The following is a 25,158-nucleotide window of genomic DNA, read 5'->3' on the forward strand; positions in this document are numbered from 1 at the left end:
GCCGCTACGCCACCACCGCCTCCCCCGGCTGCCGTTCGAACTGGGTGCGGTACAACTCGGCGTAGCGGCCGTCGGCGGCCAGCAACCGCTCGTGCGTGCCGCGTTCCACGATCCGGCCGGCCTCGACGACCAGGATGAGGTCGGCGGCGCGGACGGTGGACAGCCGGTGGGCGATCACCACCGCCGTCCTGCCCTCCAGCGCCTCCGTGAGCGCCTCCTGCACGGCCGCCTCGGAGGTGTTGTCCAGGTGGGCGGTGGCCTCGTCGAGGATGACGACGCGCTGGCGGGCCAGCAGCAGCCGGGCGATGGTCATGCGCTGGCGCTCGCCGCCGGAGAGCCGGTAGCCGCGTTCGCCGACCACCGTGTCCAGGCCGTCGGGCAGGGACCGTACGAGGGCGTCGAGGCGGGCCCGGCGCAGGGCGTCCCACAGGTCGGGCTCGCCGGCGTCCGGCCGGGCCAGGAGCAGGTTGGCGCGCACCGTGTCGTGGAAGAGATGACCGTCCTGGGTAACCATCCCGAGAGTGGCGCGCAGGGAGGCGGCGGTCAGGTCGCGGACGTCGACGCCGCCCACGCGTACGGCGCCGGAGTCGACGTCGTACAGCCGTGGCAGGAGCTGGGCGACGGTCGACTTGCCCGCGCCGGAGGAGCCGACGAGGGCGACGGTCTGCCCGGGTTCGGCGCGGAAGGAGATGCCGTGCAGGACCACGTCACCGCCGCGCTGGTCGAGGGTGGCGACCTCCTCCAGGGAGGCCAGGGAGACCTTGTCGGCGGACGGGTAGCCGAAGCGGACGTCGTCGAACTCGACGGCGACCGGGCCCTCGGGCACCTCGCGCGCGTCCGGCCTCTCCCGGATCAGCGGTTCGAGGTCCAGGATCTCGAAGACCCGCTCGAAGCTGACCAGCGCGCTCATCACCTCCACCCGTGCCCCGGCGAGCGAGGTGAGCGGCGCGTACAACCGGGTCAGCAGCAGCGCCAGCGCCACGACGGCGCCCGGCTCCAGGGTGCCGCCGAGGGCGAGCCGGCCGCCGAGGCCGTAGACCAGGGCGAGGGCGAGGGCGGAGACGAGGGTCAGCGCGGTGATGAACACCGTCTGCGCCGTGGCCGTACGCACCCCGATGTCCCGCACCCGGCGGGCGCGGACCGCGAACTCGGCGGACTCCTCCTCGGGGCGTCCGAACAGCTTGACCAGGGTGGCGCCGGGCGCGGAGAACCGCTCGGTCATCCGGGTTCCCATGGCCGCGTTCAGGGCGGCGGCCTCGCGCTGCATCCCGGCCATACGGCGGCCCATGCGGCGGGCCGGGATCACGAACACCGGCAGCAGGACCAGCGCGAGCAGGGTGATCTGCCAGGACAGGGTGAGCATCACGGCGAGGGCGAGGACCAGGGTGACCAGGTTGCCGACCACGGTCGACAGGGTGTTGCTGAAGGCGCGCTGGGCGCCGATGACGTCGTTGTTGAGACGGGAGACGAGCGCTCCCGTACGCGTACGTGTGAAGAACGCGACCGGCATCCGCTGTACGTGGTCGAAGACCGCTGTCCGCAGGTCGAGGATGAGTTCCTCGCCGAGGGCCGCCGACAGTCTGCGGCCGAGTACGCCGAGGGCCGCCTCCACGACCGCGATCAGCGCGATGAGCAGGGCCAGCCGGACCACCGTGGCCTCGTCGCCCGCGGAGACGATGGTGTCCATGACGCGCCCGGCGAGTACGGGGGTGGCGACGGCGAGCGCCGCGGTCGCCGTGCCGAGGAGCACGAACAGGATCAGACGGCGGCGGTGCGGGCGGGCGAAGGCGCCGATGCGGCGCAGCGTCGCCCTGCTGAGGGGGCGGTGCTCGTCCTCGGCGGTCATGACGCTGCGCAGCTGTGTCCACGCTGTGGTCTCCATGCTCATGCGGACGAAGGTAGGACCTCAAGCATGATTGAGGTCAAGGGCGGCCCGGTCCCGCTGCCCGGCCGTCAGCGGGCGTCCGGGCCGCCGCAACCCGCCGTTGGTGCCCGGCGGACATCCTCGGTGGCCGTGACGGGGACGATCCGCCGGGTCCTGTGTGTGCTGCCGCTGCTGCTCGTGACCGTGGTCGCGGTGCGGCACCGGTCGGTGCTGGCCGAGGGGTTCGCCCAGCTGGCGACCGCCCGGTGGCCCTGGCTGCTGGCCGCGGCGGGCGTGACCTGTCTGACCTGGGTGGCGGCCGCGTGCACCCGGCAGGGCGCGGTGCTCGAACGGCTGCCCCGGAGGCGGTTGTTGGCCACGCAGTTCGCGGCGGGCGCGGCGAATCATCTGCTGCCGACGGGGCTGGGGGCGAGTGCGGTCAATCTGCGGTTCATGACGGTGTGCGGGCTGCCGCCGGCCCGCTCCTCGGCCGCGCTGGCGCTGTATCTGCTGGCGGAGTCCGTCGGCCGGGTGGGGCTGCTGGCGGCCCTGCTCGTGGCGTTCCCCGGCGCGCTGCGGTTCGGTTCCCTGCTGCCCGAGGGGGCGTTCGGCCCGCTGCTGCTCGCGGTCGGCGCGGTGCTGGCCGTCGCGGCGGGCGCGCTCGTGGCCGTACGACGGCTGCGGCGGGCGGTGGGCGCGTTCCTGCGGACGGCGCTGGGCGAGGCGCGGTCGGTGCACGCCCTGCCCTCCCGGGCGCTGGCGCTGTGGGGCGGGGCGCTGGCCTTCCCCGCACTGCAGGCGACCGTGCTGGTGCTGGTGGGCCTGGCGTTCGGCCTGTCGGTGCCGCCGGCGCACATGGCGGTGGCGTATCTGGCGGCGACGGTCGCGGTGGCGCTGGTGCCGACTCCCGGCGGGATCGGCTCGGTGGAGGCGGCGCTGGTCGTGGCGCTGGTGGCGGTGGGCGGGGCCGCCGCGCCGGCCACGGCGGTGGTGCTGGCCTTCCGGGTCATCACGGTGTGGCTGCCGCTGCTGCCGGGGGCGTTGACCCTGGGCGTGCTGGTGCGGCTGAAGGTGATCTGACCAGCGGGGTGAGGCCGGGGCCGGTACGAACTGCCCTGCGGGATACGGCAGGATGAGCGGTCGCGCCGACCGCCGGTCAGGGACGGTCGGCGCGACGTACATCCCGTAGAAATCGAGCAGGTGACGACACGTGACACGACTTCACATACAGCCGTCGGCCAGGGCGTTCGCCGGAGGTGAGCGGTGACCCGCGCGCTCACCGGGCACGACCTGCTGTACGCCGGCATCGCCCTCGCGGCCGGCCTGCTGGCCGCCTTCCTGCTGCGGATGCTGCTGCGCTGGCTGGGCCGGCACGCGGACCGTACCCGCTGGCGCGGGGACGACGTCCTCGTGGACGCGCTGCGCATGATCGTGCCGTGGGCGGCGATCGCGGGCGGTGCGGCCTCCGCGGCGGCGGCGCTGCCGCTGACCCGGACCGTGCAGCACAACGTCAACCAGACGCTGACGCTGATGGTCATCTTCGCCGCGACCATCTCGGCGGCCCGGGTGGTGGCGGGGCTGGTGCGCTCGGTCACCCAGTCCCGCTCCGGGGTCGCCGGGTCGGCGACCATCTTCATGAACATCACCCGGATCCTGGTCCTGGCGATCGGTTTCCTGGTGGGGCTGCAGACGCTGGGCATCTCGATCGCCCCGCTGCTCACCGCCCTCGGCGTCGGCGGTCTGGCGGTCGCGCTGGCGCTGCAGGACACGCTCGCCAACCTGTTCGCGGGCATCCACATCCTCGCCTCCAAGACCGTGCAGCCGGGTGACTACATCCGGCTGAGCAGCGGCGAGGAGGGCTATGTGGAGGACATCAACTGGCGGCAGACGACCGTCCGTGAACTCTCCAACAACCTGGTGGTCATCCCGAACGGGCAGCTCGCCAAGACGAACATGACCAACTTCATGCGTCCCGAGCAGCAGCTGACCATCCTGGTGCAGGTCGGGGTGTCGTACGACAGTGACCTGGAGCAGGTGGAGCGGGTCACGACGGACGTCGTCGCCGAGGTGATGACGGAGATCACCGGCGCCGTGCCGGAGCACGAGCCGGCGGTGCGGTTCCACACCTTCGGGGACTCCCGGATCGGCTTCACCGTCATCCTGGGCGTCGGCGAGTTCAGCGACCAGTACCGGATCAAGCACGAGTTCATCAAGCGCCTGCACCGCCGCTACCGCGAGGAGGGCATCCGCATCCCGTCGCCGGCGCGGACGGTGGCGCTCCAGCAGGGTTCCGTGGTCTTCCCCCAGCAGCGCGACGCGGACGCCGCACCGGACGACATGACCGCCACCCGGCCGATCTGAGCACACCGGCCGGGCGATCTCCCGCCGCGCCGACGAGGATCGTGGCGGGAGGTCGGCCGGAACTCGGCGCGGACCCCTGTCGAGCCCCGGTCGATCACGAGATATCTTGATGTCGAGCAATGTTGCAGACGTGGAGCGGAGCACCCGGTGACTGACTCGACCATCATCTATACGCACACTGACGAGGCCCCGGCCCTGGCGACGTATTCCTTCCTGCCGGTGGTCCAGGCGTACGCCTCGCAGGCGGGTGTCGCCGTGGAGACGCGTGACATCTCGCTGGCCGGGCGCATCATCGCCCTGTTCCCGGAGTACCTGGCCGAGGACCAGCGCATCCCGGACGCCCTCTCGGAGCTCGGTGAGCTGGCCAAGACGCCGGCGGCCAACATCATCAAGCTGCCGAACATCTCGGCGTCGATCCCGCAGCTCAAGGCCGCGATCGCCGAGCTGCAGGGCCAGGGCTACGCGCTGCCGGCCTACCCGGACGACCCGAAGACCGACGAGGAGCGCGACATCCGCGCCCGCTACGACAAGGTCAAGGGTTCGGCCGTCAACCCGGTGCTGCGTGAGGGCAACTCCGACCGCCGCGCCCCCGCCTCGGTGAAGAACTACGCCAAGACCCACCCGCACCGCATGGGCGCCTGGACCGCCGAGTCCAAGACCAACGTCGCGACCATGGGCGAGAACGACTTCCGCTCCACCGAGAAGTCGGTCGTCATCGCCGAGGACGGCGCGCTGCGCATCGAGCTGGTCGGCGACGACGGCACCACCACCGTGCTGCGCGAGTCCGTGCCGGTGAAGAAGGACGAGGTCGTCGACGCCTCCGTGATGCGCGTCGCCGCGCTGCGCGAGTTCCTGACCGCGCAGGTCGCCCGCGCCAAGCAGGAGGGCGTGCTGTTCTCCGTGCACCTCAAGGCCACGATGATGAAGGTCTCCGACCCGATCGTCTTCGGCCACGTGGTGCGCGCCTTCTTCCCGAAGACGTTCGCGCAGTACGGCGAGCAGCTCGCCGCGGCCGGCCTCACCCCGAACGACGGCCTGGGCGGCATCTACAAGGGCCTGGAGTCCCTGCCCGAGGGCGCCGAGATCAAGGCGTCCTTCGACGCCGAGCTCGCCGAGGGCCCGGAGCTGGCGATGGTCGACTCCGACAAGGGCATCACCAACCTGCACGTCCCCTCGGACGTCATCGTCGACGCCTCCATGCCGGCCATGATCCGCACCTCCGGCCACATGTGGGGCCCCGACGGCCAGGAGGCCGACACCCTCGCGGTGCTGCCGGACTCCAGCTACGCCGGCGTCTACCAGGCCGTGATCGAGGACTGCCGTGCCAACGGCGCGTACGACCCGTCCACCATGGGCTCGGTGCCGAACGTCGGTCTGATGGCGCAGAAGGCCGAGGAGTACGGCAGCCACGACAAGACCTTCGAGATCCCCACCACGGGTACGGTCCGGCTGGTCGACGGCAACGGCGACGCGGTCCTCGAGCAGACGGTCTCCGCCGGTGACATCTTCCGCGCCTGCCAGACCAAGGACGCGCCGATCCGCGACTGGGTGAAGCTGGCCGTCACCCGCGCCCGCGCCACCGGCGACCCGGCGGTGTTCTGGCTGGACGCCACCCGCGCCCACGACGCCAACCTGATCGCCAAGGTCGAGCAGTACCTGCCGGAGCACGACACCGAGGGCCTGGACATCCGCGTCCTGTCCCCGGTCGAGGCGACCAAGCTGTCGGTGGAGCGCATCCGCCGCGGCGAGAACACCATCTCGGTGACCGGCAACGTGCTGCGTGACTACCTCACCGACCTGTTCCCGATCCTGGAGCTGGGCACCAGCGCCAAGATGCTGTCGGTCGTCCCGCTGATGGCGGGCGGCGGCCTGTTCGAGACGGGTGCCGGCGGCTCCGCGCCGAAGCACGTGCAGCAGCTCGTCAAGGAGAACTACCTGCGCTGGGACTCGCTCGGTGAGTTCTTCGCGCTGGTGCCGTCCCTGGAGCAGTACGCCGCGGCCACGGGCAACAGCCGCGCCAAGGTCCTCGCCGACACCCTCGACCGCGCCACGGCGACCTTCCTCAACGAGGACAAGTCCCCGACCCGTCGCGTCGGCGGCATCGACAACCGCGGCAGCCACTTCTTCCTGTCCCTGTACTGGGCGCAGGAGCTGGCGGCGCAGAGCGACGACGCGGACCTGGCGAAGGCGTTCGCGCCGCTCGCCGAGACGCTCGCCGCCAACGAGGCGAAGATCGTCGAGGAGCTGATCGCCGTGCAGGGCAAGCCGGCCGAGATCGGCGGCTACTACCAGCCCGACCCGGCCAAGGCGGCCGAGGTCATGCGTCCGTCCACCACGTGGAACGAGGCGCTGGCGTCCCTGAGCTGACGCGAGCGGTTTTTCGGTGCTCCGCCCCGGCCGGCCATGCGCCCGGCCGGGGCGGAGCCGTCTCCGCCGCGTGGCGGCTCACCAGTCGCGGGTGGCGATCAACTCCTCGGCGTCCGCGTCGGCGAAGCCGTACGCCCGGGCGACGAACCAGAACTCCCCGCCTATCTCGTCCCGGGCCACCGTCTAGATCTCGCTGCCCGCCTCCTCGAGGACGGCCTGCAGGTCGTCGAACTCCTCGGTGGCGGCGTGGGTCAGGGCACGGAGCGCGGTGAGGTCGGCGGGGCGGCCCGTCTCGACGCGCTCGCAGAGGGCGGGCAGGACGGCCCGGCCGCGGTCCACCACGTGGTCGGGGCAGTAGGCGTCCCGGTACAGGGCGCGCAGGAACGGTGGTCGGTCGCCTGCCCGTTGCCGATCGGCGTGGTGGTCCCCGGTCCTTCGGCGGTGGGCGTTGTCAGTGCCGTATGGCACGGTTGATCATGTCGTGAACCACTGACAATGCCTTTGGAGCAGCTGCATGACCGATGTGTCGTCGTCCTTCGCGTTCCTTTCAGGTGATCCGGGCTCCCCCGTGATCCTGCACGTGCCGCATTCCTCGCGGGAGATACCGGGGGATGTGCGATCCGGGATCGTGCTGGACGATGCCGGGCTGGAGCGGGAGCTCGATCACATCACCGACTCGCACACCGCGTCGATCGCCGAGGCCGCGGCGCTGGCGGCCGGGGTCACGCCGTGGCGGTTCGTGAACCGGCTCTCGCGGCTGGTCGTCGACCCCGAGCGGTTCCCGGACGAGCGGGAGGAGATGCTGGCCGTCGGCATGGGCGCGGTCTACACGCGGACCACGCACAAGGACGTGCTGCGGCCCGAGGACTTCGACGCCGAGCCGCTGATCGAGCGGTACTTCCGTCCGTACGCGCGGGCGATGACGGAGGCCGTCGCCGACCGGCTCGCGGCGACCGGGCGGGCCGTGATCATCGACGTGCACTCGTATCCGAGCGCGCCGCTGCCCTACGAGCTGCACGGCGACGGGCCACGGCCTGAGGTCTGCCTGGGCACCGACTCCTTCCACACCCCGCCCGGGCTGCTCGCCGCGGCCCGCGAGGCGTTCGCGCCGTGCGGGGAGACGGGGCTGGACAGCCCGTTCGCCGGGACGTACGTACCGCTGGAGTTCTACGGCGAGCGGGCGGAGGTGTCCGCCCTGATGGTGGAGATCCGCCGGGACACCTACATGACCGAACCGGGCGGCCCCGCGGGGCCGGGCCTGCGCGGGCTCGCCTCGGCACTCGCCACCCTGATCGACACGGTCTCCCACTGACTCAGGCGCATCACTGCCTCCGGCGCGTACCAGCCCCTCCGGCGTTTGAGGAGCGGGGGTCCGGGGGCAGCCGCCCCTGGGACGGGGCGGCGGGGGCGAAGAACCGGGCCCGGCACAGCAGCCGCTGCCGGTCCGCCGCGCAGCGACCTCGAAGGGCGGGGAGTCGGGGAGGCGCGGCCGCCCCCTCGGCTCCCCGCCCAAAGGGGTCAGGCCCGGAGCCACTCCGTGACGACCACGTCGTCGTCGGTGTGCAGGCGTAGGGCGAAGGGGCCGGAGGGTGGGGTGGCGGTGGTGAAGCGGCCCAGGTCGTCGGCGGTGAGCGGGGTGGTGGGCTGCGGGCCGCCGAGCACCTCGACGCGGGCCGGCCGGGGCGGCAGCACCTGGCCCATCAGGCCCTCCGCGGTCACCTCGACGTCCAGCGTCACCTCACCGGCGGTGAAGGTGAGCATGCGCGGCACGTCCGTCGCGCCCCTGACCGGGATGGCGTCGACCAGCGAGTCGAAGGTCAGCTCGGCCACGCGGGCGTCGAGGTCGTGCAGCGCGTAGGCGTCGACGGCGATCTGCAGCAGGGCAGGGGGCAGCGGGTCCAGGACGGCTGCCGCCTGTCGGAGTTCCTCCTCCAGCAGCCCGCTGTCGAAGTCGTCGTTCATGTCGTCGTTCACGTCGCCCCCCGTGCCTCGAGCCGGGCCCGCAGCCGGCGCAGACAGCGCTGGCGCAGCGGCCCGATGCTGCCCACCGCGATGTCGAGCGCGGCGGACACCTCCTGATAACTGGGCGGCGGCGAGGCGATCAGCACGCGCAGCAACTGCCTGCACCGCTCGCCCAGTTCCTCGAACTCCTGCCACAGCCGCCGCACGCGTTCGCTCTGCGCCGCCGCCTCCTCCGACTCCAGCAGCGACTGCTCCGGCGCACCGTCCTCGCTGACCCGGTCCAGCAGCTGCGGATCGTCCGTCAGCATCAGCCGGCGCGCGTTCCTGTGCACCTTCAGGCACTCGTGCCGCGCGGTACTGGCCAGCCAGGAGCCCGTCTTGTCGGGTTCCCGGATCCGCCCCAGATGCTGGGCGAAACGGAACCACACGGTCTGGTAGACCTCGTGCGCGTCGGCGTCGGAGAGCCGGTGCGCACGCACCACGGACCACACCAGTGGGCCCAGCCCTTCCACGATCGCCTTCCAGGCCGCCGCGTCGCCGTCGACAGCGGACCGGACCAACGCGCCGACTTCAGTACGCTCCACGGTCCCACCCCTCGTGTACGGCACGTCATCGTACGCCGTGGAAGGGAGAACTCCGCTCCTCATGCCCGGGCCGAGGGTGGTGAGACCCGCTCGGGGCGCCAGGTGGGCGGAAGGAGCGCCGGGACGTGCGCCCCGCGCACTTGGGCGTACTCGGTGTTGGCGTCGAGCAGTTGCCGGCGGGCCTTGCGCGCGTCGGTCTCCGCCTGCGCGGTCATGTGGGCGGCGACCATACCAACAACGACGGGGGTGGCGAACGAGGTCCCGCTCCACTGGGCGAGCCCCTCGAACATCACCTGGTCCGGCTTGCCGGAGCCCTCGTCCTCGCTCAGTACGCCGGTGTGGCGCGGGTGGTGACACGTGCAGGCGTACGTGAAGCCGTAGCGGCAGGCGTCGTAGGTGGAGTGCTGGTACACGTACGGGACGGGCGTGGTGAAGCCGGTGAGGGCGCTGACGAGACGCTCACCGGGCGCGTAGGCCTTCACCCAGCCGCCGTGGTTGCTGAAGCAGGCGCCGAACTCGCCGTCCCCGCGCAGCGCGCCGACGGACAGCACGGTGTTCTCGTAGCCGGGCAGATCGGCGTAGGCGGCGGGCCAGAAGGGCGTGGCGCTGCCGTTGTTGCCGGCGGCGGCGACCAGCAGGGTGGGCCGCTCGCGCAGTTCCCGCATGAAGGCGTCGACGCCGAGGAGCCCGTCGGTACGGCCGTTGGAGGTGCCGGCGGAGAGGCTGATGACGTCGGGCCAGCCGTCCTGGTCGACGGCCTCGAAGAGCTTCTCGCCGAACTCGGACTCCAGGATCGCGCCGGCGTCGTTCAGCGTGCCGCGGACGGTGATGTCGGTGTTGGGGGCGACGGCGGCGACGAGTCCGGCGATGAACGTGCCGTGCCCGCAGTACTGCCGGAGGATCCCGTCGCCGTCGCACTCCTCGACCTGGGCGTCGCCCCGGGTGTGGGCGAGCAGCGGGTAGGAGCGGTGGTCGTGCATGAGGCCGGTGTCGATGACGAGCACGCCGACGGCGGTGTCCGGGTCATGGGCGGTCTCGGCGGCGGCCGGGTTGGGCTGCCCGCCGGGCGCCACCGGCACGGGCTCGTCGCCGGGGCAGGCGTTGACCGCGATCGACACCACGTGGTTGCGGCTGATCAGCCGGCGCCCGGCGCGGCCCTCGGCCGCCGACAGAGCGCGCAGCGCTCCCGCGACCGCCGGGTCGCCGCTGCCGTCTCCCTGGCCCGGGTCGGCGACCTGGATACGGGTGATGCCGGAGCGGTTGGTCTCCGGGCTCGCCCGGCGCACATGGTCCGGGGCGAGCCCGGCGAAGGTGGTGAAGTGCTGTCGCACGGTGTCCTCGACGACGCGGGCCTCTTCTCCGTCGCGGGCGAGGACGACGCCCTTCTCGTAGAGGAACTCGCCCGCGTCGTCCGGTCCCATCGCCAGGGGGACGCCGGGCATCGAGCGCTGGATCTGTGCGAACTGCTCGCGGAATCGCTGTGGTGCCATGGCGTGTCCTCCACTGGTGCGACGGCGGCCGGTGCCGCGGAGCTGTCGTGATGAAGAGCCCCCGGGCGGACGTTTGATACAACGTCACACCTGTGAGGCGTGATGACGGACCACTACCATCGTGGGGTGACAGCGGGAAGCGACACGGTGCTGGAACTGCTGCCGATGGTGTTCGCCGCCCCGGGTGAGGCGCTGGCGAGGGCGGAAGAGGTGCTGGGCGGCCGTCCACCGCCCCTGCACGCCTCCGTCGCCCATCAGGTGATCGGCATCTGGCAGCGGGACTTCGGCGACATGCGGCTGGCCCTGACCCATCTGCGTCGGGCCCGGTCCTGGGCGGCCCGCGCGGACTCGGCCGAGCGGGAGGCGGACGTCCTCGCCACGCTGGGGGTCGCACTGGTGCACGCGGGGCGCACCCGGCAGGGCATGGACGCGCTGCGGCGGGGCGTCGAGCGCGGCACCGGACACACCCGCGCGCGGGTGCTGTTCCGCCGGGCGTACTCGTGGTGGGTGCTGGGCCATCACAAGGAGGCCTTGGAGGACGTACGGCGGGCCATTCCCGTACTGCGGCAGGCCGAGGACGTGATCTGGACGGCGCGGGCGCTGACGCTGCGGGCGACGGTGCATCTGGCGCTGGGTTCGGTGGAGCGGGCGAACGCCGACTTCACGGCGGCCGAGGCGCTGTGGGACACCACAGGCCAGGAGCACGACAAGGCGGACGCGGTGGAGAGCCGGGGGCTGGCCGCGTTCCGCGCGGGCGACGTCCCGGCGGCGCTGCGGCTGCTCGACGAGGCGGAGGAGCGGTACGCCAAGCTCGGCACGCCGACGTTCATGCTGGACATCCGGCGCTGCGAGGTGCTGATGGCGGCCGGTCTCGCCGCGGAGGCGCTGGCCGAGGCGGACGCGGCGCTCCGGGCGCTGGACGGGATCGGCGGGCAGTCCACGCGCAAGGCGGAGCTGCTGCTGGCCGCCGCGCGGGCGGCCCGGCTGGCCGGCGAGCCACAGACGGCGATCGCCCGCGCGGCGCTCGCGGTGCGGCTGTTCGCGGGGCAGCGGCGCACCTGGTGGGAGACGCACGCGCGGCTGGTGCTGATCGGGGCCCGGCACGCGGCCGGGCGCGGTTCGGGCCGGCTGGTCGCGGACGCGGCGGCGGTGGCGGAGCGGCTGGCCGCGCTCGGCGCCCCGGCCGCCCCTGAGGCGTCGCTGCTCGCGGGCCGGATCGCGCTGGACCTGGGCTGGACGGCGGACGCGGAGCGGCATCTGGCGGTCGCCGCGCGGAGCAGACGCGGCGGGCCGCCGCTCGCGCGGATGACGGGCTGGGCGGCGCAGGCGCTGCGCGCGCAGGCCGCCGGTTCCGCGCGGGGCGTACTGGAGGCCTGCCGGCGCGGTCTCGACGTGCTCGACGACCACCGGATGACGCTGGGCGCCTCGGAGCTGCGGGCCCGCGCCACCGCGCAGGGCGCGGAGCTGGCCGCCCTCGCCCAGCAGGCCAGTCTGGTCTCGGGCGGGCCGCGGCGGCTGCTGGTGTGGAGCGAACGCTGGCGGGCCACCGCGCTGTCCACGCCGCCCACCCGGCCGCCGGCCGATCCGGCGCTGCTCAGCGGCATGACCGCCTACCGGGAGATCGCCGCCCGCGCGGAGGAGGCCCGCATGGAGGGCAAGCCCGTGCCGGCGCTGGAGCGCGAACAGCGGCGCCTCGAACGGGAGATCCGCTCCCGGACGCTGCACATGCGCGGTGAGGTCCCCGACGGCGGTGACCGCTTCGACGTCGGCCGGCTGCTCGCGCGGCTGGGCGACAACGACGACGGACAGCTCGTGGAACTCGCCGTGCTCGACGGGCGGGTGCAGGTGCTGCTGTGCGGGCAGGGCAGGGTACGGCGGTTCGAGGCGGGGCTGCTGGCGGCGGCGGAGACCGAGGCCGAGCACGTACAGGCGGGGCTGCGGCGGCTGGCCCACCCGGGGGCGCAGGCGCGGCTGCCGGTGGTGGAGGCCGCGGGCCGCCGGCTGGAGGAGCTGCTGCTGGGTCCGGCCGCGGCGCACCTCGGTGACGGCCCGGTGGTGATCGTGCCGCCGGGGCGGCTGCACCGGGTGCCGTGGGCGCTGCTGCCCTCGCTGCGGGAGCGGGTGCTGAGCGTGTCGCCGTCGGCGAGCAGCTGGCTGCGCGCGAAGGAGACGGCGCCGCCGCCCGGGGGCCGCCAGGTGCTGGTGCGCGGTCCGGGGCTCGCGACGGGCGGCGCGGAGGTGCCCGAGCTGGCCGGCCGCTACGGCGGCGCGACCGTCCTGGAGGACGACGACGCGACGGTGCCGCGCGTGCTGCGGGAGCTGGACGGGGCAGGGCTGGCGCACATCGCCGCGCACGGCGCGTTCCGCGCGGACGGCCCGCTGTTCTCCTCCCTGCGGATGGCCGACGGGCCGCTGATCGTCCACGACTTCGAGCGGCTGGACCGCAGCCCGTACCGCATCATCCTGTCCTGCTGCGACACCGCGCGGTTCGCCACGGTGGGCGCGGACGAACTCCTCGGCCTGGTGACGGCGTTGCTGCCGCTGGGTACGGCGGGGGTGGTGGCGTGCAGCGCCCCTGTCAACGATGCGGCGGTCGTCCCCCTCATGGTGGCCCTCCATGAAGCCCTTGGTACGGGGCTCTCCTTGGCGGAGGCCTTGCGCGATGCGCGTGCCGGGCTTCCGGCCGATGCGGTGCATAGGGCGACGGGGTGGGCCTTCACCGCGTTCGGGGCGGCATGATCCCTCCGTGGGAGGCTGCGGGTGGTCGGTGGTTGCTCGCGCAGTTCCCCGCGCCCCTATGAGGGGGGTGCAGCTGACCCACCTCAAGGGGCGCGGGGAACTGCGCGACCAGCCACGACCCACCCGCAGCCGCCGACGAAACAGGTCCCCCGAGCTGTCAGGCGATCTGGCGGGGCAAGGTGGCCCCCAGCCGGGTGTACGCCCCGTACAGGTGATTTCCGACCGTGCGAACGGAAAGGGTGAGGCGTTCCGCGATCTGCCGATTGCTCAGCCCCTCCGCGGCCAGCGCGACGATCTGCCGCTGACGGGCGGTGAGTTCACCGAAAGCAAGGCCCGCAAGCGCCGGCGTGCGGGCACCCTCGCAGCGGCGGGCGAGAGCGACCGCACGCGTGCGCGCGGTGCGGGCTGCGTGCGGTTCCCGGTGGGCGGAGACCGCCTGCGCGTGCGCCTCCGCGGCGAACAGCAGGAAGCCCCGTCGCTCGAACTCCTCGCCCACCCGGTCCAGTGCGGGCCCGTCGGCCCGTGCGAGGGCGTCGGCGTGGTCGGCGAAGACGCCGGTGAGCCGGCCGGCGGCACGCGCGGGGGTGCCGAGGCGTACGGCGTCGTACGGGTCGCCGTACGCCTCGGGGGTCCCTTCCGCGAGGGTGAGTTCGGTGCGGCAGGACGGGTCGGCGGGGGCGGTGCGCAGGCCCTCGCGTGCCCATGCGGCCGCCTCCCGCAGTGCGCCGCGCAGCCGCGCGTACCGGGCGCGCAGGGCCGCGTACCCGGCGGGGACCGGTGTCCCCTCGCCCACGAGCCAGTCCCCGACGGGCGCCGAGTCCGCCGTCACGTCGGCCCGTTCGATCCGCCGGGTCAGTTCCGCCGACTCGGCGGCCAGGGCGGGGGCGCAGTCCTCGGGTGTGCGGGCGAGGCGGCGGGCGCGCAGCCGGCCGGCGGTGGCCCGCAGGACCGGGCCGTGCAGGGGGTGGGCGAGGCGGATACCGCCGTGGTCGTCGACGTGGACCAGGCCCGCGGTCTCCAGGCGTTCCAGGACGGTGAGGTCGGGGCCGTCGCCGTCGAGCGGCAGGGGTTCGGCGAAGGCGAGGCGGTCGAGGGTCTCGCGGTCCTCGGGGCGGGCGCGGTCCAGGAGGTGGGCGGTGCGTTCGCGTACGGCCGGGGTCAGGGGCAGCGGGCCCCGCCCTTCCCAGGTGCCCGGGACCTCGGTGGGCCGGCCGTGTTCGCGCACCGCGTCCGACAGGTCGCGCAGCAGCCGCAGGTCCCCGTCGCACAGCCGGTGCAGCCGGTTCGCGGTGAGTGGCTCAGGGGTGGGGCCCGCGCCCGCCGCGAGCAGCCGCGCGGTGTCCTCCCGGGGCAGCGGTGGCAGGGCGAGCCGGGGCAGCAGTTCCCCGGTCCACAGCCGGGACACGGCGGCGGGCACCGGTTCGCCGTCGGTGACGACGATCAGCAACCGGGTGCGTCCGTGTACGGCGAGCTGGTGGGCCAGGGCGGCGGAGGCGTCGTCGAGCAGATGGGCGTCGTCGACGAACAGCGTGCGCACACCGGACAGTTGACGCAGTGCGAGGTGCAGGGTGGCGGGCTCGGGCAGCAGCGGGGCGAAGGCGGCGAAGGGCAGGTGGCGGGTCCCCGGCGTCCCGGTGACACGGGCGCAGTCGGTACCCCGTACGGCCTCGGTGACGAGGCGGGTCTTGCCCCGTCCCGCCGGTCCGGTCACCACGAGGCCTCGCCCCGCGCCGGTCAGCGAGCGCCGTACCAGGTCGAGTTCGTCCTCCCGGCCGGTGAACGGCCAGGGCGTTCGCAGTGTCGTCGCGTCCTTCTCGTACGGACCGGTGGCATCGCGTCGCAAGGTCATCACAAGAACAGGAGCACGGATACTCAAGCCTGATACAGGGCGACTTGAGCAGACCCCGACTCAGGCGCCCGGAGCGGCGGCACGGCAGCCTGTGATCCATGACCGTCCGCCACTGCTCGCTGCCGCCGCAGCCGGCCCCCGCGTATCCGCCGGGCCTGGCCGCCGAGCGGCTCGGCGCGTTGATCGGCGGGCGGCGGCTGTGGGTCGACGGCACCGTGCTGCACTACTGCTTCTTCGGCGACGACACCGCGGGGTCGGAGATCGCCGTGCCCGGAACCGGGCGGACCCGGTGGGTTCCGTGGGGCGGGGCCGAGGAGCAGCAGGACGTGGTGCGCGAGTGCTTCGAGGAGTGGCGGGGGCTCGGGCCGGGCCTGACGTTCACCGAGGTCCGCGACCGCACCGAGGCGGAGCTGCGCATCGGGTTCCAGCTCGGTGACGGCTCCTGGTCGGCCGTGGGCAGGGACGCGCTCCGGGTCGGCGTGCACGAGCGCACCATGAACTTCGGCTGGGACCTGACCGCACCGGGTGAACGCGCCACGGCCCTGCACCAGATCGGGCACGCGCTGGGAATGCTGCACGAGCACCAGAGCCCGTACGCCGGTATCCACTGGGACGACGAGGCCGTGTACGCCGAGCTGGCGGGTCCGCCGAACCACTGGAGCCGGGACAGGACGTACCACAACATCCTGCGCAGGCTCGGCCCGGACGAGGCCAACGGCTCCGTCTGGGACCCGCAGTCGATCATGCAGTACGCGTTGCCGCCGGGGCTGGTCCTGGAGCCGGAGCAGTACCACGGGGGTGTGCATCCGCCCGGCACCCTCTCCCCCGCCGACAAGGAGTTCGTGCTCCGCCGGTACCCGCCGGCCGATCCGCCGCTGCCGCCGCCGCTGGTGCCGTTCCGTTCGGTGCCGCTGGGTCTGGGCCCCGGTGAGCAGGCGGACTTCCGTGTCGATCCGCCGGAGACCCGCGACTACACGGTGGGCACCTTCGGCGAGGCCGACCGGGTCGTCGTGCTGTTCGAGGAGCGGGACGGGGAGCCCCGCTTCCTCGCCGGCCACGACGACGGGGGGACCGCGCACAACGCGGCCGTCACGGCCCGGCTGGTCAAGGGCCGCCGCTATTACGTCCGGGTCCGCCTGTACTCCGCGTGGGGTCCGGGCGAGACGGCGGTCATGTGCTGGTGACGGCACCGACCGCACACACCAGAGCCATTTCCGGCGCCGGGGGAGCGGCCGGGGACGTCACCTTCGGGGGAGGGTGACGTCCCCGGCCGGTGTTGTGGGGGTACGGTCCGGAAATCTCCGGCGGGCAGGCGGGCGGCCCTGGCTGCCGGTCTTCTCCGGCACCGCTTGAACTGGGTGCAGACCGCGGTGCCTCCACTGGCATGCCGCCGTCGAACGCGGCGATCGTGCGGTCCGGCTCGATGACGGCGCGGCGCACCGCCGCAAAGCGCGGCCCGTCGTTCCCGTCCGTCGAGGAGACCGCCGACGGGTCGCCCAGCAGCACGGATGACGTCGACGGACATGCCGGACCGTTCGGCCGGCTCTTCTTGCGTCAGGGAGAAAGACGGCGCAAGCAGCGCGGGGCGCGGCCACCCACCGGGCCCACAACGACGACGGCTCCGAACCCAGTGGGTTCGGAGCCGTTCCGATGTCCTGGGACATCGCACTGTCGGGACGACAGGATTTGAACCTGCGACCCCTTGACCCCCAGTCAAGTGCGCTACCAAGCTGCGCCACGTCCCGATGCGGTTCGCGCGGTGGACCGCGTGATCTCGCAGGTCAACAGTACCGCATCGGGACGCGGGTCAGCCGCGTACGGCGGAGGCCGCGGGCTTTGGTCCCGGAATGGCCGGCTGTGCGGAGGGGGAGGCCGGGCGGGTGGTGCGGCGGGCCGGGACCAGGAGGGCCGCGCCCGCTGCCGCGAGGCAGAGTACGGCGAGCAGGGCGAAGCCCCGGGTGTAGCCGGACTCGTACGGCAGGCCCGAGGGCTGGAGCCGGCCGGTGACCAGGACGCTGGTGATCGCGGCGCCGATGGAGCCGCCGATGGTGCGGATGTTGGCGTTCATGCCGGTCGCGGCGCCGGTCTGGTCGACGGGGACGCTGCCGACGATGAGGTTGGCCATGGCGGCGAAGGCCAGTCCGATACCGAGGCCGAACACGCCCGCGGCCAGGGCGATCTGCCACTGCCGGCCGTGCCAGAGGGCGAGGATGGCGCAGGCGAGCGAGCCGAGCGCGGCGCCGGCCGTCAGGAGCGCCTTGGCGCCCACGACCGGCTCCAGCCGGCCGCTGAGCACCCCGGAGAGGAACATCGCGACCAGCATGGGCAGCATCAGCAGCCCGGCGGCGGTGACGCTCGCGCCGAAGCCGTAGCCCGCCGAGTCCGGGGTCTGCACGAAACCGGGGAGGAAGGACCAGATGGCGTACATGCCGGCGCCGAAGAGCAGTGCGGCCGTGTTGGTGGTCCACACGGCGGGCAGCCGCATGACACGCAGGTCGATCAGCGGACTGCGGGAGCGGGACTCGGCGTACAGCCACAGCGCGAACAGGACGACGGCGGCGCCGAGGAGTCCGAGGACGCGGGCGGAGCCCCAGCCCCAGCTGCCGGCCTGGCTGAGCGGCAGCAGCAGGGCCACCAGCCAGGCCGAGAGGAGCCCGGCGCCCGTCCAACTGACGCTGCCTTCGGAGCGGTTGGGGGACTCGGGTATGTAGCGCAGGGCAATCAGGGTGGTCACCGCGACGACGGCCACGGGGATCCAGAACAGCCAGCGGTAGTCGAGTGCGGTGACGATCGGGCCCGCCGCCACCATGCCGACGCCACCGCCGGCGGCGATCACGGCGGACAGGTTGCTGATGCTGCCGCTCACCTCGGAGGCCTGGAACTCGTCGCGGATGATGCCGAAGGAGAGCGGGAACAGGGCGCCGCCGACGCCCTGGACGACCCGGGCGAGGATGAGGACGCCGATGGTCGGCGCGAGGGCGGCGAGCAGACAGCCGATCGCCACGGTGACGAGGACGCCGACGAGGGTCCGCTTGCGGCCGATCAGGTCGCCGACGCGGCCGAGGACCGGGGTGAACACCGAGGCGGACAGCAGGTACGCGGTCATCACCCAGGTCGCGGTGGACTGCGAGGTGTGCAGCGCGTGCTGGACGGTCGGCAGGGCCGGCGCGATCAGCGACTGCAGCATGGAGAACACGCCGGCACCGGTCGCGAGGACCGCGAAGGTGAGGCGGGTGGACGAGCGGGGCATGGAGAGCCTCTCCGAATCCGAACAGGGTGCGGCCGTCGTTCCGCGGTCGGCGTGCCGCGGCGGCCGGGTGCGGGCCGGTGCGGCACGCGGGCGGCATCGGGCACTCCGGCGGCCGCGGGAGGCGGTCGCGGAACGTAGGCACGGGACGGGGGCGGTGCGCCTGGCGCAGGGCCCGTGAGGGAGGTCGTGCGCGGAGGTACGGGAGCAAGGGGGTAGGGGTGCCGAAGCGCCCGTGGACGCGTGCGGCCGCACGCGTCCACGGCGATCGCACCCCGCACTGCTAAAGTGGAGGTACCCCTCCACTGTAGCGGAGGCACCCCTCCGTTTCAATCCGAGTTCTGTCCGGGAGGCAGCCGTGACCGCCCAGCCGTTCCCCGTCAGCGAGATCGTGGCGTCCCGGCGACCGCACCGCAAGGACGCCGCCCGCAACTACGACGCCCTGCTGGCCGCGGCCCGCGAGGCGTTCGCCGAGCACGGCTCGGAGGCCTCCCTGGAGGACGTGGCGCGCCGCGCGGGCGTCGGCATCGGCACCCTCTACCGCAACTTCCCGACTCGCCGGAACCTGTTCGAGAGCGTCTACGCGGGCGAGGTGAACGACCTCTGCCGGTACGCCGAGGAGGTCGCCGGTCGGGAGCCGTGGGAGGCGCTGACGGCGTGGCTGCGCCGGTTCGTGGACTACACGGTCACCAAGCGCGCCATCCGGGAGGCGCTGGACGGCGAGTCGGAGATCTTCCAGGTGTGCCGGGAGTCGATGTACGCGGCGGGCGGTCCGCTGTTCGAGCGGGCGCAGCAGGCCGGACGGGCGCGGGGCGACATCGCCTTCGACGACCTGCTGCGGATGGTCGCCGGGATCACCGCGACGAACTTCGCCGACGACGCCCAGCGCGACCGGGTCCTGACCGTCGCCCTGGACGGGGTACGCACCGAGCGCTGAGCCGCCACGCACCGCGGGGCGGCCCCTCCTCCCCCGGGGCCGCCCCGCGGTCTTGTCAGGTGGTGCGCGGTCAGTGGCGTCCCGTCGGCGGGGGCGTGACGCCCAGCCGTGCGGCGCTCTCGTTCAGCTCGCGCCACACCTTCGGCACCACCGGTGTCTCCCGCTCGGCCGCCACGGCCGTTCGGGGGACACCGGGACAGAACACGCCGTCGGTGCCCTCCGCGACCGGCAGACCCTTGAGCGTGGCCGGGGTGTCGTCCACGGTCCGCGGTGAAGTCCGCCGTGCCGCCGCCGAAGGCGGCCGGGTCGAGGGCGACGAGCAGGGCGTTCTGACGGTGTTCGCGCCCGGCCGGGTCGTCGGAGTGGAAGATCGGTGCGCCGACCAGCACGCCGGTGATCAGCTCAAACGCGAGGGACACGCCCGCGACGAGCACGTGACGGTCCTCGACGGTGAGGCGGAGGTGTGGGTCGGCGGCGAGGTGACGAGGCTGGAGCGGTACGACACCACGTACGTCCCCTCCCCCGTCCCGCACCTGTTCCGCAATGTCGGCGACACCCCGCCGCGCATCCTGTGGGTGTGCTCCTCGGGGCCGGTGACCCGGACGTTCACGGAGACGGGCAGGACGGTGGAGCACCTGTCGGACGAGGACCGGATGGGCCGCGACCGAGCGGCCCCCGAAACAGCCGCGCGCAGTTCCCCGGGGATGCGGGGAACTGCGCGACGGGAGCCGGAATCAGCCGGTGGCGACCAGCTGCCGCGGCTCGCCGTCCCGCCGCTCCGACCGCGCGGTCCGCAGCGCGGCGATGCCGATGAAGACCATCGACGCCGCGCCGGCCATGGCGAAGGCCGTGAAGCCCCAGTCGCCCTTGTCCGCGGCGAGCAACTGGCCGCCCAGCCACGGTCCGAAGACCGCGCCGAAGCGGCCCATGCCGGAGGTCCAGCCGACCGCCGTGGCCCGGTTGGCGGGGGCGGAGCCGATGGACACGGTCGCGTAGATCATCGTCTGGGCGCTGTTGAGGAACACGCCGGTGAGGAAGACGACCACGAAGGTCAGCGTCAGCGGCATGTGGACGCTGAGCAGGAAGACGCCGCCGGCGGTCAGCGCGAACCAGATCGCCGAGATGCGCGGGGCGCCGAAGCGGTCGGAGGCCCGGCCTGCGACCAGCATGCCCACGATGCCGCCGAGGTTGAACAGCACGACGAAGGTGAGCGCGGAGCCGAGTTCGTAGCCCTCGCTGCGCATCAGGGTGGGCAGCCAGGTGGCGACGCCGTAGACGAGGAGCAGGCCGCCGAAGGAGGCCAGCCAGTACAGCAGGGTCTGGACCCACTCGCCGCCGCGGAACAGGTTGAGCAGGTTGGCCCAGGGGGCGCCGGCGGCGGTCCGGTCCTTGGCGGCGGGCAGCTCGACGTCGTAGCGGCCGGCCAGCGCGCGGGCCTCCTCCGTGCGGCCGCGGGCGACCAGGAAGCTCAGCGACTCGGGCAGGAACCGGGCGAGCACGGGGACGAAGAGCAGCGGAACCACACAGACCCAGAAGGCGGCACGCCAGCCGAGTGGCTCGACGATCCACAGGGCCACGTAGGCGGAGAGGATGCCGCCGGCGTGGTGGGCGGTCATCAGCAGGCCGATGGTGAGGGCGGCGCGAGCGCGCGGGGCGTAGTCGGAGACCATGCTGATCGCGGTGGGGAGCAGGCCGCCGAGGCCGATGCCGGCGAGGGTCCGGCCGAGGCCGAAGACGGCGACGCCGTTGGAGACCGCACAGAGGCCGGAGGCCAGCGAGAAGAGCGTGACGCAGGAGACCATCAGCTTCTTGCGGCCGATGCGGTCGGCGACCGTCCCCGCGGCCAGCGCGCCGACGAGCATGCCGAAGGTGGCGTAGCTGCCGAGGTCACCGGCCTGGGCCGAGGTGATGCCGAGGGCCTTCTCCTCGAGCATGTGGGGCAGCACCGAGCCGTAGATGAACATGTCCAGGCCGTCGAAGAGGACGGCGAGCCAGCACAGGCCGACGACCAGCAGGGCCAGTCTGCTGCCGCGGGCGGACAGCGCGGAGGAGGAGGACATCGTTGTTTTCCTCTCGTCCAGGAGGAGTTTCCCTGGAGGGGACGTGTGATGGGGCGACGCTAAGGACCCCGCTCACTCAGTGTCAACACTTTTGTTGACAATCACAGCGACAATTTGGGGGGTGGGTCGCGCACACATGTGTGCGCGACCCACCCCCCGGTGTGCGGTCCTCGTCAGGCGGTCGGCGGTGTGCCGTGGGTGTGGAACGACGCGATGGTCTTCAGGCCCCAGGCCTGCCCCTTGGCCCGCTCCGCCTCGGTCCAGGTGACCAGCGGCCAGTCGGGCGCCAGCACCAGGCGGGTGAGCGGGTTGCACAGCTCGATGCGGTTGCCGCCGGGCTCGTAGACGTAGAGGAAGAACGTCTGCTGGATGGCGTGCTTGTGCGGGCCCGTCTCGATGAACACGCCGGTGTCGATGGCGAGGTCGGCGGCGCGCAGGATGTCCTCACGGGTGTCGGCCGCGAAGGCGATGTGGTGCAGCCGCCCGGAGGAACCGGTCCAGTCCTCGGTGTAGACGACGTCGTACGACTTGTCGGTGAAGGTCAGCCAACGGGCGGCGATCTTCCCGGAGTCGAGCCGGATCTGCTCGGTGGGCCGGGCGCCGAGGAGCTGTTCCTGGAACTCGGCGTTGGCGAGCACGTCGGCGGCGAGGAAGTTGACGTGGTCGAGGCGGCGTACGCCGACGCCCCGGTTGGGCCTGGCCTGCGGCTGGTTCTTCAGCGCCGGCCGCAGTTCGTCGGGCGCCCGGTAGTGCTCGCTCTCCCAGTACAGGGCGTGCTCGTGGCCGTCGGGGTCGGCGGTGAGGTAGAGCCTGCCGATGCCGGGCTCGTCCTCGACCCACTTCCCGGACCGGCCCGCCGCTTCCAGGGCCGCCACCCGGCGCTGCAGCGCCTCCTCGCTGGAGGTGCGCAGCGCGAGCCGGCCGAGGCCGGGCCGTTCGCGGGCGGTGAGGACCAGGCTGTGGTGTTCGTAGTCGTCGTAGGTGCGCAGGTAGACGGTGTCGCCGTCCTGGCCGTTGACGGTCAGGCCGAGGTAGTCGGTGAAGAAGGCGACGCTGGCGTCCAGGTCGGGCGTGAAGAGCTGGGCGTGGCCGACATGGGCGATGTCACCGAGCGGCGGAGTCATGGGTGCCTCCAGGGCGTTGTGCGGGGATCGGTGCCGTCTCGGCGGACCGGGGGAAGACGGTGCCGTCGAAGATCTTGCGCGCGGTGCGTACGACGGCGGTGCGGCGGACCACGGCGGAGCCGGGGTCGACGTGGACATCGACCTCCAGGAAACCGGTGGGGTGTTCGACGCGTACCCGGTCGCCGGACCCGGGGAGTCGCGCGATTCCCTCCCCCACCCCGCCCGGGACGCGCAGTCCGGCCGCCACGCTCGCGGCGCCCAGGACACCGATGGAGGTGTGGCAGCGCACCGGGATGAAGGTGCGGGTGGTGACCGCGCCGCCGTGCCGGGGCGGGGCGAGCAGGGTCAGCTTGGGCACGGTGGCACCCTCGACGTCCCCGAGACCCATCAGGTGCCCGGCCGCCAGCCGGATCTCCTTGAGGCGCTCGGCGAGACTCACGTCCTCTTCCAGATCCTTGGGCGTCTCGTACCCGGTGACCTTCAGCGCCGCCGCCGGGATCAGCACCACCGGCATGCCGTTGTCGACGCAGGTCACCTCGGTACCGGCGATCGTGTCGCGGGCGTTGCCGGTGGGCAGCAGCGGGCCCTCGCCCTGCGGGAACTCGATGACGACCGGGGCGGCCGTGCCCGGCACCCCGGATATCCCGGCGGTGCCGGTGTGGTCGACGCGCCCGCCCGGCGTCGGGAAGGTCGCGACGGCGCGTTCGCCGGTGTTGAGCATGCGGATGCGTACGGACGTCTCGTCGTCCCCGGCGGCCACCAGCCCGCGCTCGACGGCGAACGGGCCCACTCCGGCGAGGATGTTGCCGCAGTTCTGCCGGTCGGTGACCTCGGGCGTGTCCACGGCGACCTGGAGGAACAGGTAGTCGACGTCCGCGTCCGGGTCGGCCGAGCGGGAGACCACGGCGACCTTGCTGGTCAGCGGGTGGGCGCCGCCCAGGCCGTCGATCTGGCGCGGGTCGGGGCTGCCCATGATCCGCAGCAGCAGGGCGTCACGTTCGGCGGGATCGGCGGGCAGGTCGTCGGCCAGGAAGTAGCCGCCCTTGGAGGTGCCGCCGCGCATCAGCATGCAGCGCACCCCGTCGGAGCCGGTCACGGCCGCTCCCCGGCCGCGTACTCGTCGTACGACTGGTAGGTCACGCCCAGTTGCCTCAGCTTCTCGCGCAACCCGTATCGGTCCAGGCCGAGTTGGCCCTCGATGAAGGCCGCGCGGGAGGCGGCCTCCTTGCTCTCCCGCGCCTCGGACGCCTCGGCCGTCCGCCTCGCCTGCTCACGGGGGACGACCACCACGCCGTCGTCGTCGGCGACGATCACGTCACCGGGGCGGATCACCTGCCCGTCGACGGCGACCGGCACGTTCACCGAGCCGCCGGTGGCCTTCACCGTGCCCTGCGCGGAGACCGCCCGGGACCAGGCGGCGAAGCCCATCTCGCGCAGCTCCTGCGTGTCGCGGATGCCCGCGTTGATGATCAGGCCGCGCACACCGCGCCGTCGCAGCGCGGTGGCGAACAGTTCGCCGAACATGCCGTCGGTGGACGGGGAGGTGGTGGTGACGACCAGGATGTCGCCCTCGCCGCACTGCTCCACGGCGGCGTGGATCATCAGGTTGTCGCCGGGCCAGGAGAGCACGGTGACCGCGGTGCCCGCGACCCGTACGCCCTGCTGGACCGGCCGTATCCCCGGTCCGAGCAGCCCGGTGCGGCCCATGGCCTCGCTGATCGTGGCCACGCCGTACCCGGCGAGCGCCTCGACGTCCTCGGCGTCGGCCTTCGGGGGGTCGGTGACGACGACGCCGCTCATGCCAGCTCCTTCGCGATCTGCGGGTACGGGCGCATGAACGCCTCGGCCATGGTCCGGTGCGGCAGGCCCAGGTTGGGGCCCGCGTTGCGCTTGAGCTGGACGCCGCGGCGGACGGCCAGGTCGGTGTAGTAGTCCCACAGGTGCCGCTGGGCGCCGAGGCACTCCATGGCCTCGCGCTTGGTCTCCCACACCTCGGTGATGTCGAGCAGGACCTCCGGCCTGAAGCCGCTCATCTCGGGCTGGTGCGGCTCGAAGTAGAACACGGGCGGGGCGCCGATGATCTCGCCCTCGCCCGGATAGCCGATGGCCTGGGCGAGGACACGGGCCTCCAGTGCCATGCGGTTGGCGGCCGGGTGGTCGCCGTTGTACGGGTCCTCGACGGGGTGGGTCAGCACGACGTCGGGCTGGGTGGCGCGGTAGACCTCGACGAGCCGGTCGGTCAGTTCGGGGGTGGCGGTCAGCGGGTAGTCGCCGGCGTCGAAGAAGCGGACCTCGGCGCCGAGGGTGGCGGCGGCCTTCTCGGCCTCCGCCCGGCGTATCGCCTTGATCTCCTCCAGCTTCTTCCCCTCGCGCCAGGCCTTGGCCGACTCACCGCGCTCGCCGAAGGTCAGGCACGCGATGGTGACCTTCTCCCCGCGCGAGGCGGCCAGGGCGATGGCGCCGCCCGCCCGCCACACGAAGTCCCCCGCGTGCGCGGTGACGACGAGCGTCGAACGCGGGACGGCGGCGGGCGCGTTGGCATGCGTCATGACTGAAGATCTCCTTGGTGACAGG

19 protein-coding genes, 1 tRNA gene and 2 pseudogenes are annotated in these 25,158 nt (G+C 73.0%); 8 read left to right on the forward strand and 14 right to left on the reverse strand.

All coding sequences use genetic code 11. The features are described 5' to 3' along the window. Positions 1-4: 4 nt before the first annotated feature. Complete coding sequence (locus AMK33_RS33805) at positions 5-1,888, reverse strand: ABC transporter ATP-binding protein (protein WP_073936835.1); 1,884 nt, start codon at positions 1,886-1,888, stop codon at positions 5-7. 156 nt (positions 1,889-2,044) lie between these two features. Here AMK33_RS33805 and AMK33_RS33810 point away from each other — a divergent pair, with 156 nt between their 5' ends. The 3 genes from AMK33_RS33810 to AMK33_RS33820 all read left to right on the forward strand — a co-directional run bounded on the left by AMK33_RS33810 (position 2,045) and on the right by AMK33_RS33820 (position 6,592). Then, positions 2,045-2,944, forward strand: coding sequence for a lysylphosphatidylglycerol synthase transmembrane domain-containing protein (locus tag AMK33_RS33810; RefSeq protein WP_073936918.1), 900 nt, complete (start codon positions 2,045-2,047; stop codon positions 2,942-2,944). A 183-nt stretch (positions 2,945-3,127) separates the two neighbouring features. Beyond that, positions 3,128-4,225, forward strand: a complete 1,098-nt coding sequence (locus AMK33_RS33815; protein ID WP_073936836.1) for a mechanosensitive ion channel family protein — start codon at positions 3,128-3,130, stop codon at positions 4,223-4,225. 147 nt (positions 4,226-4,372) lie between these two features. Beyond that, complete coding sequence (locus AMK33_RS33820; protein WP_073936837.1) at positions 4,373-6,592, forward strand: NADP-dependent isocitrate dehydrogenase; 2,220 nt, start codon at positions 4,373-4,375, stop codon at positions 6,590-6,592. 78 nt (positions 6,593-6,670) lie between these two features. On the opposite strand, the pseudogene AMK33_RS33825 reads toward AMK33_RS33820, so the two are convergent. After that, positions 6,671-7,005: pseudogene (locus AMK33_RS33825) on the reverse strand (DUF5713 family protein). Positions 7,006-7,106: 101 nt separating this feature from the next. Here AMK33_RS33825 and AMK33_RS33830 point away from each other — a divergent pair. Continuing rightward, complete coding sequence (locus tag AMK33_RS33830) at positions 7,107-7,904, forward strand: N-formylglutamate amidohydrolase (RefSeq protein ID WP_073936838.1); 798 nt, start codon at positions 7,107-7,109, stop codon at positions 7,902-7,904. Positions 7,905-8,110: 206 nt separating this feature from the next. Here the strand turns inward: AMK33_RS33830 and AMK33_RS33835 are convergent, their stop codons facing one another. Genes AMK33_RS33835 through AMK33_RS33845 form a run of 3 tightly spaced genes read right to left on the reverse strand, consistent with a single transcriptional unit; the run spans position 8,111 to position 10,628 of the window. Then, a complete protein-coding gene (locus AMK33_RS33835; protein ID WP_073936919.1) occupies positions 8,111-8,554 on the reverse strand; it encodes a hypothetical protein in 444 nt (147 codons plus the stop codon). A gap of 8 nt (positions 8,555-8,562) precedes the next feature. Further along, positions 8,563-9,138, reverse strand: coding sequence for an RNA polymerase sigma factor (locus AMK33_RS33840; protein ID WP_073936839.1), 576 nt, complete (start codon positions 9,136-9,138; stop codon positions 8,563-8,565). 59 nt (positions 9,139-9,197) lie between these two features. Continuing rightward, positions 9,198-10,628 carry a S8/S53 family peptidase gene (locus AMK33_RS33845; protein ID WP_073936840.1) on the reverse strand — a complete coding sequence of 477 codons (1,431 nt, stop codon included), beginning with the start codon at positions 10,626-10,628 and terminating at the stop codon, positions 9,198-9,200. 102 nt (positions 10,629-10,730) lie between these two features. Between AMK33_RS33845 and AMK33_RS33850 the strand changes: the two genes are divergently transcribed. Continuing rightward, positions 10,731-13,367, forward strand: coding sequence for a CHAT domain-containing protein (locus AMK33_RS33850; protein ID WP_201263133.1), 2,637 nt, complete (start codon positions 10,731-10,733; stop codon positions 13,365-13,367). Positions 13,368-13,524: 157 nt separating this feature from the next. On the opposite strand, the gene AMK33_RS33855 is transcribed toward AMK33_RS33850, so the two are convergent. Beyond that, a complete protein-coding gene (locus tag AMK33_RS33855; RefSeq protein ID WP_073936842.1) occupies positions 13,525-15,216 on the reverse strand; it encodes a LuxR family transcriptional regulator AbsR2 in 1,692 nt (563 codons plus the stop codon). 98 nt (positions 15,217-15,314) lie between these two features. Here AMK33_RS33855 and absR1 point away from each other — a divergent pair, with 98 nt between their 5' ends. Further along, entirely contained in the window at positions 15,315-16,400 is a 1,086-nt protein-coding gene (gene absR1, locus AMK33_RS33860; RefSeq protein ID WP_073936843.1) for a beta-glucuronidase AbsR1, read from the forward strand. 487 nt (positions 16,401-16,887) lie between these two features. Here absR1 and AMK33_RS33865 read toward each other — a convergent pair. Together AMK33_RS33865 and AMK33_RS33870 are read right to left on the reverse strand one after the other, a co-directional pair. After that, positions 16,888-16,961: transfer RNA gene (locus AMK33_RS33865), tRNA-Pro, on the reverse strand. 62 nt (positions 16,962-17,023) lie between these two features. After that, positions 17,024-18,466 carry an MFS transporter gene (locus tag AMK33_RS33870; RefSeq protein ID WP_073936844.1) on the reverse strand — a complete coding sequence of 481 codons (1,443 nt, stop codon included), beginning with the start codon at positions 18,464-18,466 and terminating at the stop codon, positions 17,024-17,026. Between the two features lie 355 nt (positions 18,467-18,821). Between AMK33_RS33870 and AMK33_RS33875 the strand changes: the two genes are divergently transcribed. Beyond that, the gene (locus AMK33_RS33875) at positions 18,822-19,400 is read left to right on the forward strand and encodes a TetR/AcrR family transcriptional regulator (protein WP_073936845.1); all 579 of its coding nucleotides are present in this window, start codon (positions 18,822-18,824) and stop codon (positions 19,398-19,400) included. 70 nt (positions 19,401-19,470) lie between these two features. Here AMK33_RS33875 and AMK33_RS43365 read toward each other — a convergent pair whose 3' ends face one another. Beyond that, a complete protein-coding gene (locus AMK33_RS43365) occupies positions 19,471-19,662 on the reverse strand; it encodes a hypothetical protein (protein ID WP_073936846.1) in 192 nt (63 codons plus the stop codon). Between the two features lie 172 nt (positions 19,663-19,834). Here AMK33_RS43365 and AMK33_RS44240 point away from each other — a divergent pair. After that, positions 19,835-19,921, forward strand: a pseudogene (locus tag AMK33_RS44240) (cupin domain-containing protein); the annotation flags it as partial. 213 nt (positions 19,922-20,134) lie between these two features. Here AMK33_RS44240 and AMK33_RS33890 read toward each other — a convergent pair. The 5 genes from AMK33_RS33890 to AMK33_RS33910 all read right to left on the reverse strand — a co-directional run bounded on the left by AMK33_RS33890 (position 20,135) and on the right by AMK33_RS33910 (position 25,133). After that, complete coding sequence (locus AMK33_RS33890; RefSeq protein ID WP_073936847.1) at positions 20,135-21,460, reverse strand: MFS transporter; 1,326 nt, start codon at positions 21,458-21,460, stop codon at positions 20,135-20,137. A 173-nt stretch (positions 21,461-21,633) separates the two neighbouring features. Next, positions 21,634-22,584 carry a VOC family protein gene (locus AMK33_RS33895; RefSeq protein WP_073936848.1) on the reverse strand — a complete coding sequence of 317 codons (951 nt, stop codon included), beginning with the start codon at positions 22,582-22,584 and terminating at the stop codon, positions 21,634-21,636. Continuing rightward, positions 22,565-23,680: a 4-oxalomesaconate tautomerase gene (locus AMK33_RS33900; protein WP_235618273.1), complete on the reverse strand. Its 1,116-nt coding sequence runs from the start codon at positions 23,678-23,680 to the stop codon at positions 22,565-22,567. The genes AMK33_RS33895 and AMK33_RS33900 overlap by 20 nt, the downstream gene beginning before the upstream one ends. Beyond that, positions 23,677-24,384: a 4-carboxy-4-hydroxy-2-oxoadipate aldolase/oxaloacetate decarboxylase gene (locus AMK33_RS33905; protein ID WP_073936849.1), complete on the reverse strand. Its 708-nt coding sequence runs from the start codon at positions 24,382-24,384 to the stop codon at positions 23,677-23,679. Before AMK33_RS33905 ends, AMK33_RS33900 begins: the two co-directional genes overlap by 4 nt. Beyond that, positions 24,381-25,133 carry a PIG-L deacetylase family protein gene (locus AMK33_RS33910; protein WP_073936850.1) on the reverse strand — a complete coding sequence of 251 codons (753 nt, stop codon included), beginning with the start codon at positions 25,131-25,133 and terminating at the stop codon, positions 24,381-24,383. The genes AMK33_RS33905 and AMK33_RS33910 overlap by 4 nt, the downstream gene beginning before the upstream one ends. Positions 25,134-25,158: the final 25 nt, after the last annotated feature.

Source organism: Streptomyces sp. CB02400 (genome assembly GCF_001905725.1).
Classification (GTDB): domain Bacteria; phylum Actinomycetota; class Actinomycetes; order Streptomycetales; family Streptomycetaceae; genus Streptomyces; species Streptomyces atrovirens.

Excerpts from the sequence above, each read along its gene's own strand:
- AMK33_RS33805 (WP_073936835.1), bottom strand. The coding sequence starts at position 1,888 with ATGAGCATGGAGACCACAGCGTGGACACAGCTGCGCAGCGTCATGACC.
- AMK33_RS33830 (WP_073936838.1), top strand. The coding sequence starts at position 7,107 with ATGACCGATGTGTCGTCGTCCTTCGCGTTCCTTTCAGGTGATCCGGGC.
- AMK33_RS33835 (WP_073936919.1), bottom strand. The coding sequence starts at position 8,554 with ATGAACGACGACTTCGACAGCGGGCTGCTGGAGGAGGAACTCCGACAG.
- AMK33_RS33845 (WP_073936840.1), bottom strand. The coding sequence starts at position 10,628 with ATGGCACCACAGCGATTCCGCGAGCAGTTCGCACAGATCCAGCGCTCG.
- AMK33_RS33850 (WP_201263133.1), top strand. The coding sequence starts at position 10,731 with ATGACGGACCACTACCATCGTGGGGTGACAGCGGGAAGCGACACGGTG.
- AMK33_RS33855 (WP_073936842.1), bottom strand. The coding sequence starts at position 15,216 with ATGACCTTGCGACGCGATGCCACCGGTCCGTACGAGAAGGACGCGACG.
- absR1 (WP_073936843.1), top strand. The coding sequence starts at position 15,315 with ATGACCGTCCGCCACTGCTCGCTGCCGCCGCAGCCGGCCCCCGCGTAT.
- AMK33_RS33870 (WP_073936844.1), bottom strand. The coding sequence starts at position 18,466 with ATGCCCCGCTCGTCCACCCGCCTCACCTTCGCGGTCCTCGCGACCGGT.
- AMK33_RS33890 (WP_073936847.1), bottom strand. The coding sequence starts at position 21,460 with ATGTCCTCCTCCTCCGCGCTGTCCGCCCGCGGCAGCAGACTGGCCCTG.
- AMK33_RS33895 (WP_073936848.1), bottom strand. The coding sequence starts at position 22,584 with ATGACTCCGCCGCTCGGTGACATCGCCCATGTCGGCCACGCCCAGCTC.
- AMK33_RS33905 (WP_073936849.1), bottom strand. The coding sequence starts at position 24,384 with ATGAGCGGCGTCGTCGTCACCGACCCCCCGAAGGCCGACGCCGAGGAC.
- AMK33_RS33910 (WP_073936850.1), bottom strand. The coding sequence starts at position 25,133 with ATGACGCATGCCAACGCGCCCGCCGCCGTCCCGCGTTCGACGCTCGTC.